Origin of the sequence: Mesorhizobium sp. B2-4-18 (genome assembly GCF_006441385.1) — a bacterium.
Classification (GTDB): domain Bacteria; phylum Pseudomonadota; class Alphaproteobacteria; order Rhizobiales; family Rhizobiaceae; genus Mesorhizobium; species Mesorhizobium australicum.
This window is the reverse complement of sequence record NZ_VFUW01000008.1, coordinates 244,426-260,505: the sequence shown is the minus strand read 5'-3', so window position 1 is coordinate 260,505 and position 16,080 is coordinate 244,426. Positions and strand designations below refer to the sequence as shown.

At 63.9% G+C, this 16,080-nt stretch carries 19 protein-coding genes; 11 read left to right on the top strand and 8 right to left on the bottom strand.

The window, feature by feature from the left end:
* Nucleotides 1-110: 110 nt before the first annotated feature.
* Nucleotides 111-1,220, top strand: a complete 1,110-nt coding sequence (hisC, locus tag FJ527_RS20615) for a histidinol-phosphate transaminase (protein ID WP_140823977.1) — start codon at nucleotides 111-113, stop codon at nucleotides 1,218-1,220.
* A 23-nt stretch (nucleotides 1,221-1,243) separates the two neighbouring features.
* The gene (locus FJ527_RS20610; protein WP_181166418.1) at nucleotides 1,244-2,179 is read left to right on the top strand and encodes a prephenate/arogenate dehydrogenase family protein; all 936 of its coding nucleotides are present in this window, start codon (nucleotides 1,244-1,246) and stop codon (nucleotides 2,177-2,179) included.
* On the opposite strand, the gene FJ527_RS20605 is transcribed toward FJ527_RS20610, so the two are convergent.
* Both FJ527_RS20605 and FJ527_RS20600 read right to left on the bottom strand, forming a co-directional pair.
* Nucleotides 2,176-3,108: a sugar kinase gene (locus FJ527_RS20605; protein WP_015315523.1), complete on the bottom strand. Its 933-nt coding sequence runs from the start codon at nucleotides 3,106-3,108 to the stop codon at nucleotides 2,176-2,178. The two genes, FJ527_RS20610 and FJ527_RS20605, sit on opposite strands and share 4 nt — an antisense overlap.
* A gap of 3 nt (nucleotides 3,109-3,111) precedes the next feature.
* Nucleotides 3,112-4,110, bottom strand: coding sequence for a DUF2125 domain-containing protein (locus FJ527_RS20600; protein WP_015315524.1), 999 nt, complete (start codon nucleotides 4,108-4,110; stop codon nucleotides 3,112-3,114).
* 135 nt (nucleotides 4,111-4,245) lie between these two features.
* On the opposite strand from FJ527_RS20600, the gene FJ527_RS20595 reads away from it, so the two are divergent.
* Both FJ527_RS20595 and FJ527_RS20590 read left to right on the top strand, forming a co-directional pair.
* Nucleotides 4,246-4,767 carry a gamma-glutamylcyclotransferase gene (locus FJ527_RS20595; protein ID WP_140823976.1) on the top strand — a complete coding sequence of 174 codons (522 nt, stop codon included), beginning with the start codon at nucleotides 4,246-4,248 and terminating at the stop codon, nucleotides 4,765-4,767.
* A 127-nt stretch (nucleotides 4,768-4,894) separates the two neighbouring features.
* Entirely contained in the window at nucleotides 4,895-5,842 is a 948-nt protein-coding gene (locus FJ527_RS20590) for an aldo/keto reductase (protein WP_140823975.1), read from the top strand.
* Between the two features lie 66 nt (nucleotides 5,843-5,908).
* Here the strand turns inward: FJ527_RS20590 and FJ527_RS20585 are convergent, their stop codons facing one another.
* Complete coding sequence (locus tag FJ527_RS20585; protein WP_015315527.1) at nucleotides 5,909-6,697, bottom strand: 1-acyl-sn-glycerol-3-phosphate acyltransferase; 789 nt, start codon at nucleotides 6,695-6,697, stop codon at nucleotides 5,909-5,911.
* A 77-nt stretch (nucleotides 6,698-6,774) separates the two neighbouring features.
* Complete coding sequence (locus FJ527_RS20580; protein ID WP_140823974.1) at nucleotides 6,775-7,680, bottom strand: LysR family transcriptional regulator; 906 nt, start codon at nucleotides 7,678-7,680, stop codon at nucleotides 6,775-6,777.
* A 103-nt stretch (nucleotides 7,681-7,783) separates the two neighbouring features.
* Here FJ527_RS20580 and FJ527_RS20575 point away from each other — a divergent pair, with 103 nt between their 5' ends.
* From FJ527_RS20575 to FJ527_RS20565, 3 genes are read left to right on the top strand one after another with little or no spacing between them, the layout of a single operon-like run.
* Entirely contained in the window at nucleotides 7,784-8,335 is a 552-nt protein-coding gene (locus FJ527_RS20575; protein WP_015315529.1) for a carboxymuconolactone decarboxylase family protein, read from the top strand.
* A 60-nt stretch (nucleotides 8,336-8,395) separates the two neighbouring features.
* Nucleotides 8,396-8,866, top strand: coding sequence for a DUF1348 family protein (locus FJ527_RS20570; protein WP_140823973.1), 471 nt, complete (start codon nucleotides 8,396-8,398; stop codon nucleotides 8,864-8,866).
* 25 nt (nucleotides 8,867-8,891) lie between these two features.
* The gene (locus FJ527_RS20565; RefSeq protein WP_140712857.1) at nucleotides 8,892-9,524 is read left to right on the top strand and encodes a pyridoxamine 5'-phosphate oxidase family protein; all 633 of its coding nucleotides are present in this window, start codon (nucleotides 8,892-8,894) and stop codon (nucleotides 9,522-9,524) included.
* A gap of 6 nt (nucleotides 9,525-9,530) precedes the next feature.
* Here FJ527_RS20565 and FJ527_RS20560 read toward each other — a convergent pair whose 3' ends face one another.
* The 3 genes from FJ527_RS20560 to ftsE form a co-directional block, all read right to left on the bottom strand.
* Complete coding sequence (locus FJ527_RS20560) at nucleotides 9,531-10,256, bottom strand: YdcF family protein (RefSeq protein WP_140616823.1); 726 nt, start codon at nucleotides 10,254-10,256, stop codon at nucleotides 9,531-9,533.
* 109 nt (nucleotides 10,257-10,365) lie between these two features.
* The gene (locus FJ527_RS20555; protein ID WP_140823972.1) at nucleotides 10,366-11,358 is read right to left on the bottom strand and encodes an ABC transporter permease; all 993 of its coding nucleotides are present in this window, start codon (nucleotides 11,356-11,358) and stop codon (nucleotides 10,366-10,368) included.
* On the bottom strand, nucleotides 11,351-12,010 hold the full coding sequence (gene ftsE, locus FJ527_RS20550) for a cell division ATP-binding protein FtsE (protein ID WP_010911739.1): 660 nt from the start codon (nucleotides 12,008-12,010) through the stop codon (nucleotides 11,351-11,353). Before ftsE ends, FJ527_RS20555 begins: the two co-directional genes overlap by 8 nt.
* Before the next feature lie 189 nt (nucleotides 12,011-12,199).
* Here ftsE and FJ527_RS20545 point away from each other — a divergent pair, with 189 nt between their 5' ends.
* The 3 genes from FJ527_RS20545 to FJ527_RS20535 all read left to right on the top strand — a co-directional run bounded on the left by FJ527_RS20545 (nucleotide 12,200) and on the right by FJ527_RS20535 (nucleotide 14,050).
* Nucleotides 12,200-12,844 carry a cadherin-like beta sandwich domain-containing protein gene (locus tag FJ527_RS20545; RefSeq protein WP_140616825.1) on the top strand — a complete coding sequence of 215 codons (645 nt, stop codon included), beginning with the start codon at nucleotides 12,200-12,202 and terminating at the stop codon, nucleotides 12,842-12,844.
* A gap of 172 nt (nucleotides 12,845-13,016) precedes the next feature.
* On the top strand, nucleotides 13,017-13,559 hold the full coding sequence (hpt, locus tag FJ527_RS20540; RefSeq protein WP_015315535.1) for a hypoxanthine phosphoribosyltransferase: 543 nt from the start codon (nucleotides 13,017-13,019) through the stop codon (nucleotides 13,557-13,559).
* A 119-nt stretch (nucleotides 13,560-13,678) separates the two neighbouring features.
* Nucleotides 13,679-14,050, top strand: a complete 372-nt coding sequence (locus FJ527_RS20535; RefSeq protein ID WP_181166417.1) for a response regulator — start codon at nucleotides 13,679-13,681, stop codon at nucleotides 14,048-14,050.
* Here the strand turns inward: FJ527_RS20535 and FJ527_RS20530 are convergent, their stop codons facing one another.
* The gene (locus tag FJ527_RS20530) at nucleotides 14,051-14,998 is read right to left on the bottom strand and encodes a DMT family transporter (protein WP_140662840.1); all 948 of its coding nucleotides are present in this window, start codon (nucleotides 14,996-14,998) and stop codon (nucleotides 14,051-14,053) included.
* A gap of 219 nt (nucleotides 14,999-15,217) precedes the next feature.
* Between FJ527_RS20530 and FJ527_RS20525 the strand changes: the two genes are divergently transcribed.
* Nucleotides 15,218-16,075, top strand: a complete 858-nt coding sequence (locus FJ527_RS20525; RefSeq protein ID WP_015315538.1) for a LysR substrate-binding domain-containing protein — start codon at nucleotides 15,218-15,220, stop codon at nucleotides 16,073-16,075.
* Nucleotides 16,076-16,080 lie beyond the last annotated feature (5 nt).

The window sequence follows — 16,080 nt, the reverse complement described above, 5'->3', positions numbered from 1 at the left end:
GCCGTCAATGGCGGCGGCTGGTACCACTGCCACTCTCGACATTGCGTGCCATGGCTTGTATTTCCGCAGCGGCCTCCGGATGGAGGCGTTTTCGATGGATTTTGCAAGATATGAACCAGACACCGGATCAGGCACGTCCAACTCCGCGCGCGGGCATCATGGACATAGAGGCCTATGTGCCCGGCAAAAGCTCGGCGGCCGCCGGTGTGGCCAAGGTCTACAAGCTGTCGTCGAACGAGAATCCGCTTGGGCCTTCGCCGAAGGCGATCGAGGCCGCGCGCGAGGTCGCCGGCAAACTCGACATCTATCCCGACGGCAGCGCCAAGCGGTTGCGCGAGGCAATCGCCGAGGTGCATGGCCTCAACCCGCAAAACATCATCTGCTCCAACGGGTCGGACGAAATCCTCGGCCTGTTGGCGCAGACCTATCTCGCGCCCGGCGACGAGGCTATGTTCACCGAACACGCCTTCATGGTCTACAAGATCTACATCCAGTCGGCAGGCGCCACCCCGGTCGTGGTCAAGGAGACCGACGAGCGCGCCGACATCGATGCGATGCTGGCGGCCGTCACGCCGCGCACGAAAATCGTGTTCCTGGCCAATCCCAACAACCCGACCGGCACCTATGTGCCGTTCCAGGAGGTGCGCCGCCTTCATGCCGGACTGCCGGGAAACGTGCTGCTGGTGCTCGACGCGGCCTACGCCGAATATGTCCGCCGCAACGACTACGAAGCCGGCATCGAGCTGGCCGGCAGCGCCGAGAACGTGGTGATGACCCGCACCTTCTCCAAGATCGGGCTCGGTGGCGCGCGCATCGGCTGGATGTATGGTCCCCTGCATATCGTCGACGCCATCAATCGTGTGCGCGGCCCCTTCAACGTCAATGCGACAGCGATCGAGGCCGGCATCGCCGCGATCCGCGACCGTGCCCATGTCGAGCGTAGCGTGGCGCATAACGAGACCTGGCTTACCTGGCTGAGCGGCGAAATGACCAGACTTGGGCTGCGCGTGACGCCGAGCGTCGGCAATTTCCTGCTCATTCATTTTCCCGACGATCAGAAGCATTCCGCGGCGGCGGCTGACGATTATCTGAGCGCGCGCGGCTATATTCTGCGGCGCGTTTCAGGTTACGGCTTTCCCAACGCGCTTCGCATGACCGTTGGCACTGAAGAGGCCAATCGCGGCGTTGTCGCCGCGCTCACCACATTCCTGAAAAGCTAGAACGTCTGAAGAGCTGGAACACCATGGCATCACCGATGTTCGAAAAGATCGCGCTGGTCGGCATCGGCCTGATCGGCTCGTCTCTGGCCCGCGTCATCCGACGCGAGGGCTTGGCTCGCCATGTCGCCATCTCGACGCGCAGTGCGGCAACGCTCAAGCGAGCCGAGGAACTGGGTCTCGGCGATTCCTACACCACCGATGCCGGGGACGCGGTGCGTGATGCCGATCTGGTCGTTGTCTCGGTGCCGGTTGGCTCATCCGGCGCTGTAGCGGAGGAAATCGCGCCGGCGCTGAAAAAGGGGGCGATCCTCACCGATGTCGGCTCGACCAAGGCCTCGGTCATCGCGCAGATGCAGCCGCATGTGCCTGAAGGCGTCCATTTCATTCCTGGCCATCCGCTGGCGGGCACCGAAAAATCCGGCCCGGATGCCGGGTTTGCCGACCTGTTCGACAACCGCTGGTGCATTTTCACGCCGGTGCCGGGCACCGATCCGGAAGCGCTGGAACGGCTGTCGGAATTCTGGCGCCGCTGCGGCGCCAACATCGACACGATGGACCCGCAGCATCACGACATGACGCTGGCCATCGTCTCGCATCTGCCGCACATCATCGCCTACAACATCGTCGGCACCGCCGACGATCTGGAATCGGTGACCAAGACGGAAGTGATCAAATATTCCGCCTCCGGTTTTCGCGATTTCACGCGTCTGGCTGCCTCCGATCCGACCATGTGGCGGGACGTGTGCCTGCACAACAAGGATGCCATCCTGGAAATGTTGGCGCGGTTCTCGGAAGACCTGGCGTTCCTGCAGCGCGCCATCCGCTGGGGCGACGGCGACAAGCTCTTCGACCTGTTCACCCGCACCCGCGCCGTGCGCCGCTCGATCATCGAGGCGGGCCAGGATATCGACGCGCCCGATTTTGGCCGCCAGGCGGTCGAGCATCCGGCAAAGAGCTAGGTGATTTCAACCGGCCAGGCGGTTGCCATCATGGCGAGCGTCTCCGCCCGATCCGGCGCGCCCAGCCGGCCGCCGAAGCGCAGGCACTTGAGCGCGGCGGCCGCGCTGGCAAAGCGCAGTGCGTGCTCGACCGCCATGGCTTCCGCCAGCCCGACGGCAAAGGCGCCATGAAAGACATCGCCGGCGGCCAGCGTGTCGACCGCCTTGACCCTCGGTGCCTCGACATGGCGGGATGATCCGGCGCTTCGGTCGAACCACCAGGTACCCGCCGCGCCGCCGGTGACCGCGACGAACGCATCGGTGCGGGACGCCAAGTCGGTGCAGGCGGTCTCCAGATCCAGCGCGTGGCCGCATATGATGCGGACCGCCGGCTCCGAGGCGACGATGTGCGAGGCCAGCGGCAATAATCGCTCCAGTACCGCCAGGGGCGCGGTATCGGCATCGAGTATGGCTGGGCGGCCGGCGGCGCGCGCCGCCTTAAGGGCAAGCGCCGCGGCGCCCGGCCAGCGCACGTCGGCCAGTACGGCGTCGAATGCCGTTATGTCGGTGAACGGCAAAACCTCGGGATCGGCCTGCGCGCGCGCGTCGTAGAAAGGGACGATGATCCGCTCGCCATGCGCATCGACCAGGATCGAGGCCAGTGCCGAGCGGGCGCCGCTGACGCGGCGTACATGGCTGCAATCGACGCCCTCGGCCTCTATCCCGGCAATCAGCAGATCGCCGACCGGATCGTCGCCGGCGCTAGCCCATAGCGACACCTCGGCACCCAGGCGATGCGCGGCGCAGGCCGCGCTCGTGGCCATGCCCGAGGCGATCTGGATGCCGTCCGAGGCGATGAATTTTCCCTGATGCGTGGGCAGTGATTCGACACGAAGAATGGTGTCAAGCGTCAGTGCGCCGACGCTCAGCAGCTTTGCCGGCCCCGCCATCCGTTAGTTGACCGGTTTGATCTTGCCCAGCGGAATGAAGCCGAGGGAAGCCTTGCCCTTGACCACTTTCAGCGGCATGGACGGTTCGCTGCCAAGCAGCGCCAGGGCGCCAAAACCCTGCTCGATCGCATTCTTCTGCTCGGGTATGGCGCCGGCAAGAATAGATGCCACCGCCTTGGGATCCTTGATCCTGATCATCAGGTCGGCGTCGACGAGACCCTCGGCATCGACTGACAGCGGCCCGGAAACGGTGACCCGCGCCGTGCCGGACGACAGATCGAGGTTGCGGATTTCGATCCGCTGGCCGCGCAGGCTTTTCACCTGCGTGCCGATCAGCGCCACGCCGTTCTTCAGTGTCACGTCGCCGCTGGCATCGAGCGCCGGCAACACCCGCCCGCCGATCGCGTCGGCGTCGATCTCGAGATCGCCAAAGCTGCCGACATAGTCGAGATCGCCGTTGTTGGGCTGCAATTGGCCTGACGCCTTGCCGGCACTGAACAGTTCCACCGGATCGGTGTCGTCGGCCGGGTCGGTCTGGCCCGACAGGCCCTCGGCCTGCAGCGCTACACGCCGCGGCAGCGGGTACCACAATTTGACGTTGGCCTGCAGATTGTCCCAGTCGATCCAGAGCGGCATCATGCCGGGGACGGAGGTCCGGAGCGGACCGCGTAGATTGGCAACAGGCGACAAGGGCTGGACGATCTGGGCGACGGCGTTGAAGGAGCCGGCCGAGGCGGCAATGCTCTTGGCGTCGTCCTCATAGGCGAGGTTGTCGCAAGAGACGGCAAAGCTCAGTGGATAGCCACCGACCTGGAGATTGGCGCAGCCGGCCTCGATGCCGCTCTTGTTGAGCGTGGCAACCGCCTTTTCGGCCTCGGACCGGACCCTGCTGGCCAGATAGAACCAGCCGGCGCTGTAAATGGCGAACAGCACGAGGATGAACGCGGCAAGCCACCACAGGCGGCGACGGTTACCCGGTTGGCGTTCGTCACTTGACGTCATGCTTTGGCTCTCATTAACGCATGGATGGTGTGGACGGATTCTCAGGTTCCGAACACTAGGTAGACAGAGACGGATGGAAAAAACACCGGTTACCGGTGCGGTGCTGCCATTCTTTTTGCAATCAGGCGCGGTGATATGGGCGATTTTTGGGTGTTCGGCTACGGTTCGCTGATCTGGCGACCGGGTTTCGCTCATGTCGAGACACGACGCGCCCGCCTGCATGGCTATCGCCGCTCGCTCTGCGTCTATTCCTTCGTGCATCGCGGCACGCGCCAGCGGCCCGGACTGGTGCTTGGCCTCGACCATGGCGGCTCCTGCGTCGGCCTTGCGTACCGCGTCCCTGGCGAATTGCGCGACGAGGTCATTGCCTATCTGCGCGAGCGCGAACTCGTCACCAGCGTCTATCTCGAGCGGACGCTCAAGGTTCGCCTCGACGGCGGTGGCACGGTGAAAGCCGTGGCCTACGTCGTCGACCGCAAGCATGAGCAATATGCGGGCGCGCTGGACGCGGCGGAGGCGGCGGCCGTGGTGCGCGGCGCGGTCGGCCGATCCGGTGACAACGAGGATTATGTGCTGAGCACGCTGAAGCATCTGGAAGCGCTCGAGATTCGCGACCACTGGCTGGAGGATGTGGCGCACCGGATAGCGACTTTGTGAAGCGCTGGCTCCGCGGAAAAGGGTGGCCAGGCCTTTGACCTCGATGCGGCAAGACCTAGGTTAGGCTCCGAACCCAGCCAGCGGGCGGCATCCGTCCGGTCCCAATCAATCATCACGGAGATCCGTCTTGCAGAAACGCCGTCTCGGTCGCACCGACCTTTCCATCGCGCCGCTGGTTCTGGGTGGCAATGTCTTCGGCTGGACCGCCGACGAGAAGACTTCTTTCGATCTGCTCGATCGCTTTGTCGGGGCTGGCCTCAATGCCATCGACACGGCCGACGCCTATTCGCGCTGGGTTCCCGGCAACAAGGGCGGTGAATCGGAAACCATCATCGGCAAATGGATGAAGGATCGTGGCAATCGCGACAAGGTCGTGGTGGTCACCAAGGTCGGCTCGGACATGGGGCAGGGCCACAAGGACCTGTCGGCCGCCTATATCGAAAAGGCTGTCGATGCATCGCTGAAGCGGCTGCAGACCGAATTCATCGACCTTTACCTGTCGCACTGGCCGGATCCGACCACGCCCTATGAGGAAACCCTCGGCGCCTATGAGAAACTGCTCGCCAAGGGCAAGATCCGCTATGCCGGCTGTTCCAACCTCGACGCCGGCCAGTTGCGCGCGGCACTTGACGTGGCAAGCCTGCGCGGCCTGCCGCGCTACGAGGTGCTGCAGCCGGAATACAATCTCTATGACCGCTCCTCCTTCGATGGCCCGCTGCGCGATCTCTGCGTGGCGGAGGATATCGGCGTCATCACCTATTTCAGCCTGGCCAAGGGTTTTCTCAGCGGCAAGTACCGCAGCGAGGCCGATCTCGGCCAAAGCGAGCGCGGCGGCGGGGTGAAAGACTACCTCAATGCGCGTGGCATGCGCATCCTGGCGGCGCTGGACGCGGTGTCGGCCAGGCATTCGGCCAAACAGGCGGAAGTGGCGCTTGCTTGGGTTATCGCGCGGCCCGGCATCACCGCGCCGATCGCCAGCGCGACCAAGCCTGAGCAGATGGACAGCCTGATCCGCGCGGCGTCGCTGAAGCTGTCCGCGGACGATATGGCCGAACTCGACAAGGCCAGCGCCTGAGGCCGCGACGCTGGTGCTGACCAAGGTGCTGGCGGTATACGGCTGACGGCCGGTGGTCAGGACGCTTCAGGCCTTCGCGCCGAGCTCCCGAAGCCGCTTCACCGCCGTTGGCGGCAGGGCCGGCGGGTTTGATGCGCGGGATGCCTCGAGGAGAAGCTGGTCGCAGGCAGCTTCGGTCTCACCGATCAGCCGCGCCATGAACTCGTCCTTGCCCAGGCCAGGCGGTATAGGCGGCAGGAAGCGCGCCTTGACGGTGCCGGGATAGCGCAGGAACTTGCGGCGCGGCCAATAGAGGCCAGCGACATGGGCGACCGGCACGACCGGAACGCCAAGCTGCGAATAGATTTCGACGATGCCGTATTTGTAGGCCGGCTCGTCGCCCGGCGCCCGACGGGTGCCCTCGGGATAGATGATCAGCTGGCGCGGGTTGCGCGCCATTTCTTCCTTGGTCGCCGCAACCACCGCCTTCAAGGCCTTGGAGCGGCTGCCGCGATGCACCGGGATCATCCGCATCTTCAAGATGTACCAGCCGAAGAAGGGGATCCAGGTCAGCTCGCGCTTGAGGATGTAGAGCGGGTCCTGGAGGAAGGGGAAGAAGGCGATGGCGTCCCAGAACGACTGGTGCTTGGGCGCCAGGATGAAGGAGCCCTCGGGCAGGTTTTCCTGCCCGGTGATGTCGTTTTTGGTGCCGGCGATCTTGTCATAGAGCCACATCGAGGTGCGCGACCAGAATTTCGGCACGAACCAGGCGCGGTGGCGGGGCGACAGGAAATAGTACGGGGTCCAGAGGATCATCTGGACGATCAGATTGACGTAGAAGACGAAATTGAACGCCAGCGATCTGACATAGAGCATGGGGGAGGTCCGGTGAGGAAGTGTGCGTTGGTTACACCAAGCGCGGAGAAAAAGGAAACGGTGCGATACTGCCCGTCCTACCAGGTCGCCTGCGCCAGGCGTTCCCTCAGGCGGGGGGCGGCGAAGTCGAGGAAGGCGCGCAGTTTCACCGGCAGCCGGCCCTGGCCCGCATGCACCAGGTTTACCGGCCAAGGCTCGGGTTCGAAATCCCTGAGCACGGGGCGCAGTGTTCCCGAGCGTGCGGCGGCGACAATCTGGTAGGAAAGCACCCGTGTCACTCCGACACCGGCGATCGCCGCATCAATCGCCGCCTCGGCGGTGTTGACCCGGAGCCTTGATCGGACCGGCACGACAAAATCAGCCTTGTCCACGGTGAAGGTCCAGGTGGCGAGCGAGCCAAGGCCCTCGAAGGTAATGCAGCTGTGCGCCTCGAGATCTCCTGGAATTTCTGGAATGCCGCGTCCGGCCAGATAGGCAGGGCTCGCGCAGACAACATGACCGATCGAACCGACCCTGATGGCGACCATGCGCGAATCCGGCAGCCTGCCGATACGGACGGCGAGGTCGATATGATCCTCGGCCAACTGGCTTATCCTGTCGCCGAGCGTCAGGCGGATATCCACCAGGGGATAGGCGGCGAGGAAGTCGGTGACGACCGGCAGCACGTGAAGACGGCCGAAGACGATCGGCGCGGTGATGATCAATTCCCCTGTCGGGGCGCTGTATTCGCCGCCGGCGGTGCGTTCGGCGTCGCCGACCTGGTCGAGGATGCGGCGGCAGGCAGCGAGATAGGCATGGCCGGCGTCGGTCAGTGTCAGCCGCCGCGTCGAGCGGTTCAACAGGCGTGTCTTCAGGTACCGCTCCAGTTCGGAGACCTTGCGGCTGACTGTTGCCAACGGAACGTCCGAATGGCGCGCGGCGGCGGAAAGGCTGCCGCCCTCCGCCGCCGCGACGAAAAGGGACATGGCTTCGAGACGATCCATCATTTCTTCCAGAAAATGGAAGGGTTGGTTGCAAATATGGCATCTACATCCGCAACATGGAAGGCTGCATATAACGGGGGCACACCTCAACCAGGAAATCTCTATGCCCCGCATCGCTACGCCTTCGTCCATCGCTGCCGCTCCCGCCGCCGCGCAGCCCATGCTGCAAGTGGTGGAAAAACAGCTTGGTGTCGTGCCGAACCTGTTTCGGATGGTCGCCAACAGTCCGGCGGCGCTGGAAGGCTATCTCGGCATGATGGGCGCGCTGGCCAGGGGCCGGCTTCCGGCGCCGACGCGCGAGCGCATCGCGCTGGCGATCGCCGAGATCAATGGCTGCAACTACTGCCTGTGCGCGCACACCTATCTCGGCAAGACGCTCGCAAGCCTCGACGATGCCGAGATGATGGCCAATCGCCATGGCGGCTCCATGGACCCCAAGGCAGCCGCGGCGGTGGGTTTTGCCGCCCGGGTTGCGCAAAGCCGCGGACATGTCGCCCAGGAGGATATCGCCGCTGTCAGGCTCGCGGGCTATGACGACGGAGAGATCATCGAGATTGTCCAGCATGTCGCCCTGAACGTCTGGACCAACTATATCAATGAGGTTGCCCAGACCGAGATCGATTTTCCGGTTGTTTCCGCCCGCAATGCTGCCTGAATCCGGATAGGAGCGGCGGTGCCCGCCGGTCCCCACCCTTCATGCCGCAGAGGAAATCCCATGTCTGAGAGCCGCCCGCCGCTTCCGCCCTTCACCGCCGAGACGTCAGCCCAGAAAGCGCGCATGGCCGAGGATGCCTGGAACTCGCGCGATCCGGTGCGGGTGGCGCTCGCCTATACGGCGGACAGCCGTTGGCGCAACCGCGCCGAGTTCCTGCAAGGCCGCGATGCCATCCAGGCGTTCCTTACGCGCAAATGGAGCCGCGAACTCGACTACCGGCTGATCAAGGAGGTCTGGGCCTTTCACGGCAACCGCATCGCCGTGCGCTTCGCCTATGAATGGCGCGACGACAGCGGCTCGTGGTTCCGCAGCTACGGCAACGAGAACTGGGAGTTCGACGAGCACGGGCTGATGCGGCTGCGCATCGCCAGCATCAACGACCTGCCGATCGCCGAGGCCGAGCGCAAATATCACTGGCCGCTCGGCCGGCGGCCGGACGACCATCCGACGCTGTCGGAGCTCGGTCTTTAGAAGCATTCAGGCAAAGGAGGTTTCGATGAACGCACACGCTTTTACCAGCGATGTCGCCTTCACGCCGACGGTCAAGGCGATCCAGGCGCGCAAGGGCTCGCGCCAGTCCTACGCCCGCGTCGAGGAGCGCGGCGGCTGGCAGTCGGCGATCACACCGGACCTCGCCGCATTCATCGAAATGCAGACCAGCATCTTCCTGTCGACGGCCAATGGCGATGGCCAGCCCTATATCCAGCACCGCGGCGGCCCTGCCGGCTTTCTCAAAGTGCTCGACGAGAAGACGATCGGCTTCGCGGATTTTTCCGGCAACAGGCAATTCATCACGCAGGGCAATCTGGCCGACAATCCGAGGGCCTTCCTGTTCCTGATCGACTACATGATGCGCCAGCGCATCAAGATCTGGGGTACGGCGCGCGTTGTCGAGGACGATGCCGAGTTGACGGCGAGGCTGATGCCGCCGGACTACAAGGCGCGTCCCGAGCAGATCATCCTGTTCACCGTCTCGGCATGGGATGCCAATTGCCCGCAACATATACCGCAGCGCTTCGAGGCGGCTGATGTGGCAGCCGCGCTTGGCGAGCGCGACCGGCGCATCCAAGACCTTGAACAAGAGATCGCGCGCCTCAAGGGCGTTTCAGGGGCTGTCGCCAAGCAATGACGCGGCTCAGCCGCCGGCGGCGGTCTCGGCCAGGGCGATTCCCTCAGGCGTCGGCTTCACCGGGATAAACCCGCGAGCCAGCGCCAGCAGGTACTTGGTGTATTCGGTGAACAGCACGCGCACCGCGCGCGGCTTGGTCAGCCAACTGCCATTATCCAGGTTGGAATTGACCACCGGGTAGGGTTCGAGCTTGGCGCCATGCAGCAGCCGGCCCATCTCCAAAAGGCTGCGCGGCATGTGATAATTGTTGGTCACCAGGATCACCGTGCCATAGGCATGGTTTTCCACCCATTTGGCGCTTTCCTCGGCATTGCCGATCGTGTCGAGCGCGGCGCGATCGATGTCGACACAGCAGGAAAACAGTTTCTTGTCGCCGCCGGTGGCCGCCTGAAGCTGGCGCCGGCTGGCCGAGGGGTGCACGCCGCTGATCAAGAGCCGCTCGCCCTTGCCGGATGCGAGCAGCTCCATCGCGGCGTCGAGGCGCGACTGGCCGCCGGTCAGCACAATGATGGCGTCGGCCTTGGCCGGGTTGGCGGGCGTGGTCAGATGACTGACCTTGCTGGCGAACCAGCCAAAGCCGCCAGCGAACACTGTTGCAAGCACAAGTAGGGAGAGAGCGGAGAAGCGCAGGGCGGTCCTTAGATGGCTAACCCTGCCACGGCCGCGCCAACGGTCAACCACCACTGGCAACTGTCCAGCCGTCCCGGTCGAATCCCGCACGTCCATGGTCATATAGTTAATCCTCAAATGCGGCCTTTGATAGGTAAAAGACGCACTTTGCGTTACGCGAATTCTTTCTCCGTGATCGCCCTGTTTCCGTCCAAGCCAAGACGAGGTCCTTTCATGCATCGGGTTGGCGAACGTCGATGTCGCTGAGATAGGCAACGACGGTGAGGTGCGAGGTTGCCGCCGTCAGCGCGCCAATCACCAGCACCATCAGGACGACACCTGCGTAACCCGCCGAGCCGATGGCGAAGTTACCGAACAAAGCGGTCGCCTGATCGGCCTGCGGCGTTGCCATGTTGCGTGACGACCACCAGGAAAACACGATGAAGACAAGCACCGCCGCCGCTCCGCCGGCGGCTGCGCCCTTCATGCCGGTGACCAGGAAATGCCGGCGAAATTCGCGTGCGATGAAGCGCGCCTCGGCGCCGACGAAATGCAGCACCTCGATGATGTGGCCGTTGCCGTCCATGGCGCCACGGGTCGCGAACACCACGGTCAGCACCGTCGCCGACAGCATCAAGGCCAGAACGGCAACGCCTATGGTCACCGTGGTACGGGCCATGGCCACCAGCCGGTCGACCCAGGTGCGGTGGTCGTCGAGCGATGCACTCGGCAGTTTCGGCGTGATCGCGGCGCGCATGGCGGCGAAGTCAGGCGGGCTGCTCTCGTCGATGGTGACGATGATCAGGCGCGGCACGGGCAGGTCGTCGATGTTGAGGCCCGAACCCAGCCAGGGCTCCAGCAGCCTTGCGGTCGCTTCGCGGTCGATGATCCGGGTCGACTTCACGCCAGGGAATTCACCGGCGATCCGTGACGCCTGGGTAAGCGCCGCCTCCATGTCGAGGCCGTCGGCCGGCTTGATCTGAATCGTCGCCTCGCGCGAGATCTGGTTTTCCCAAACCGAGGCTGTGTCGCGCACCAGTGTCACCGCGCCGAAGGTCAGGCAGGACAGGAAAGTCATGATGGCGATGACCAGCACCAGAGCGCGGCCGGCAATGTTCTGCGCCGGCACGATCGGCGCCATCTTGCGTTGTGCGCGCGGCCTCGCCTCCATCGCCTCGGCATCCTGCTCCTCGAAATGGTCGGCCGATAGCTCGGTCTCAGTCATAGATATCAAGCCTTCCGCCGGCCAGGATCATGCGGCGCGCGTCAACCTGCTCCATCAGGCCAAGGTCATGCGTGGCGATCACAACGGCGGTGCCAAGCCGGTTGAGCTCGATGAACAGCCGCAGCAGCCGCCGCGCCAGCGGCGGATCGACATTGCCGGTCGGCTCGTCGGCGAGCAGGATCTCCGGCTGCTCGATCAGGGCGCGCGCGATCGCGGCGCGCTGCTTCTCGCCTCCGGACAGGACCGGCGGCAGCACATGCATGCGCTCGCCCAGCCCCACCCATTTCAACAACTCGGTGACGTCGGTGCGGTAGCTCGCTTCCTCGCGCCCGCGCACGCGCAGCGGCAGCGCCACATTCTCATAGGTGGTCATGTGGTCGAGCAGGCGAAAGTCCTGAAACACCACGCCGATGCGGCGGCGCAGATGCGGCAGTTCGGTGCGCGAGATGCGCGAGCGGTCCTTGCCGAAGATGGTGATCAGTCCACGCGTCGGTTTCAGCGACATGAACAAAAGGCGCAGCAATGTCGTCTTGCCGGCACCCGAAGGCCCGCTCAGGAACTGGAAGGAGCGCTCCGGTATGTGCAGGGAGATGTCGCGGAGGATTTCCGGACCCATGCCATAGCGGAGGCCGACATTTTCGAAGCGAATCAATTTCGACGACCTGAATTTCCTGGCCGCGGCGAACCGGCCTGTTTTGTGAAAAGACCATCGGCCGGCATGGTTAACCGGCGGTTAATTCCTGGCTCGTTTAGGCTCTTCAAGAGGGCTCCGGTGGGGAAGCGTTAACCATTTGTGTTTACGCAAAAGAAACGAAAAGCGAACACGCGCAATACTGGGGCCATGATGGCTGACGAACGAACCGCGCGCCCGGTTTCCGGCGAAATCATGACCGATCCCGCGGCAATTGCCGCAGCGGACCGGATCTTGCGCGCCCCGGCGGCTGATATCATCGATGCGGATTATATGGTGTTGCCGCGGCCGGCCCCACCAGTCGGAAATGTGACGCCGCTGCCGCGTGCGATTGTCCCCCCGGCCATCGAAGGCATGGACATGCTGCGCAAGCCGGAAATGCCAGCGGAACGGCCGCCGGCCTCGCGCGGCGGTCCGATCTTCTGGATCGCCGGCATCGGCGCCGCCCTTGCCGCCTTCTGGGTCTCGGGCGGCCATGCGCTGGTGCGCCAGGCACCGTTCCTGCCCGGCGCGCAAGCGTCGGCGCTGACCATTTCAGGCGTGACGTCACGCATCGATGCCTCCGGCGCCAATCCGGTGCTGTTCGTCGACGGCGAGGCCGCCAATGACGGGACGAGGCCCGCGACAATGCCGCCACTCGAAATCCGGGTGACGGGCAATGACGGCCGGACAACCCGCTATACGCTGGGGACATCTGGCCATTCGCTGGCATCGGGCGAAAGATTCGGCTTTGCCAGCCGGCTCGACGTGCCTAAGAACGGGGTAAGGACCGTTTTGGTCACCTTCGCCGAATAGCGTGTGTCGATATTCAGGTGAAGCCGGCCTGCAAACGGTGGTTCCCTGCGCTTCCGGTGCTCACGTACGCTCCGCTCCGGTTCTCGGAAACCACTGCTTTCGGCTCGGTCTGACCTGACTCTCAACATACGCTCTATGTGAAGGCGTTGGGAAAAAACTGGAGGGGCGAGAAATGCCAAACGTGCGCGGCAAGGACATCGAAGTCCTGTTTTCGGCATCGGCGATTGCGCGGCGCAATCTTGAACTCGCCAAGGAGATCGCCGGGCACGATTATCACGATCTCCTGGTGATTTCGGTGCTGAAAGGCTCGTTCATTTTCGCCGCCGACCTGATCCGCGCCATGCATGATGTCGGCCTGTCGCCGGAAGTCGAGTTCATCTTCATCTCCAGTTATGGCGCCGGCACAACCAGCGGCGAGGTGAGGGTGCTGCGCGACATCGACAACGAGGTCGCCGGCCGTGACGTGCTGTTGATCGACGACATTCTGGAATCGGGCAAGACGCTGAGCTTCACGCGCGACCTGATGCTGTCGCGTGGCGCGAAAAGCTGTTCCATCGCCGTGCTGCTCGACAAGCGCATGCGCCGCCAGACCGCGCTCAATGCCGATTACGTCGGCTTCGACTGCCCCGATTATTTCGTCGTCGGCTATGGCATGGATGTGGCGCATGCTTTCCGTGAATTGCCGTTCGTGGGTGTGGTGAAAGGCGACGTGTAAGGCGAGTGCCTCGCACCGGCGAATCCTGAAAAAGGCCTTAACGGTGTCGGGAAAATTAGTCTGGGGGAGCGCCGGGGTTTTCAGGAAAAGTCAACGTTTCGCCGCCAAACATGCCGGCCATGGCAAAGCTTTTGATCGTCGAGGACGATGAGTCCGTCCGCACCCTCGCAGCCCGCGCGCTCGAACGCGCCGGCCACGCAATCGATATCGCCGCCGATGGCGCGCAGGGGCTTTCGCTGATCCGCGCCGCAAAAGGCGGGTACGATCTCGTCGTCTCCGACATACGCATGCCGGAGATGGACGGCATCGAGATGGCGGTTGCGGCAGCCGCGCTTTTTCCCGCGATGAAGATCATGCTGATGACCGGCTATGCCGACCAGCGCGAGCGCGCCGAGGAATTGAACGGCATCATCCTCGATGTCGTGCAAAAGCCCTTCACGCTCGCCGAGATTCGCTCTCGCGTCGAACGGGCGCTGATCTGCTTCGCCTGATCAGGCTGGATCCCTGGCGACAAGCGCCGGTGCCGGGCTGGCGCGGCGCTCGGTGTTGAGTGCCAGCAGGCCGGCGCCGATGATGAGCGCCGCGCCGATCACCGTCGCTGACCTGGGCACCTCGGCGAAGAACAGGAAACCCCACAGCGGCGACCACAGGATGCCGGTATATTCGAAGGTGGCGACGCGGTTGGCCGGCGCCAGCCGGTAGCCTTGCGAGAGCAGGATCATGCCGGCCGAGGCGACGAAACCGCAGGCGGCCATCTTGAGGAAATCCGGCAGCGTCGGCGCGATCCATGGTCGCACCAGGAATTCGAGGCTCGGGTGGACGGCGTGGGTTATGCCCGCAATGTGGAACGTGCCGGCGACGACGGCCGCGCCGACGAGATAGGCGCCGTTCTGGTAGAAGGCCATGACAGTGGACGATTCGGTATCGCCGATCTTGCGAGCCATCAGCTGCGAGAAGGCGTAGAGCACGGCCGAGCCCAGCGACAGCAAGGCCGCCCAGTCGAACAGCCCGGCGCCGGGGCGCAGCATCACCAGCACGCCAAGCATCCCGATCAGCACGGTCGACAGCGTCTGCCAGGAAACGCGCTCGCCGAGATAGGGGCCGGCCATCGCCATGATGCAGAGCGGCGCCATGAAATAGAGCGCCACGGCGTCGGCCAGCGGGAGGGCGGCGATGGCCAGGTAATAGACCGTGTAGGAGGTGAACTGGATGAAGGCGCGTATCGTCAGCAGGCCGAACCGTTTCGACAGGATTGCCCGCACCCCGACATCGGCGTGAACCAGAACGATCAGGATCGGCAAGGCTACGATCGAGCGGATCGCCATCACCTCGGTCACCGGGTAACCGCTCGACACGGCTTTGACGAGCGGATCTTGCAGCGAGAAGACCAGCACGCCCAGGCACAGGCTCAGGATGCCACGCACCATCCTATTCTGCATCCGTTCAGGCTCCCGCGCATCCGATCCGGCGACCCTCACCAGATCAAAAAGAACCCGCCACCGTGTTCGGGTAGCGGGCACGAGTGAGGACTCTTGATTGGTCCGCAGCCGATTTCGCGACTGCATATCCAATGGGTGAGGCGATTATCGTTCGGCGTTTGACATGTTGCAAACGAATTGGAATGATGCCAGTGATCAAATCCGCTTATGATGGATGCCATGCGGCCAACCCTTGATAGTGATCTCCTGCGTACCTTTGTCGCCATAGCCGAGGCCGGCAATTTCACCAGGGCGGCCGAGCAGGCCGGCCGCACGCAATCGGCCGTGTCGATGCAGATGAAGAAGCTCGAAGAGCTGGTCGGCGACAGCCTGTTCGAGCGAGGTTCACGCGGCGTCGCGCTGACGCGGCGTGGCGGCGAACTCATCGTCAATGCCCGCCGTATCGTTTCGCTGCTCGATGAAACGGCGGCGTCGATGGCGGCGGCGCCGCTCGGTGGGCCGGTGCGCATTGGCATTCCTGAGGAATATGGCCACGCCATCCTGTCGCGCGCGCTCGGCGCATTTTCGAAGCGTCACACCAAGGTCGAGGTCACCGTACGCTACGCGCATTCGGAGGCGCAGATCGCGGCGCTCGCCGCCGGCGAGCTGGATTTATGCGTGGTGTTCGAATGGCAGGATCCTTCCGGCGGCGAAGTGCTGATGCATGATCCGACGGTCTGGGTGACGTCGAACCTGCATCACATGCATGAGGAGCGCCCGGTGCCGATCGCGCTCTACAACCGCGCCGGCTGGTGTAAGGACTTCGCCATCAAATCGCTGGAGCAGCGCGGCCTTGCCTATCGCGTCGCCTATACAAGCGATACCAATGGCGGCCTGAAGCTTGCCGTCACCTCGGGGTTGGCGATCGCGCCGATCTCACGCAGCAACATTCCGGCGGACTGCCGAGAGCTGACGTCCGCGGACGGGTTCGGCGACATCGATTCCTCCAATGTGGTGATGCATCGCAACCCGAATGCGTCAGGCGAAGCAATCGACGGCATGCAGGAGGCAATCCGCGAGGCGTTCGTCAACAGGTAGACGGC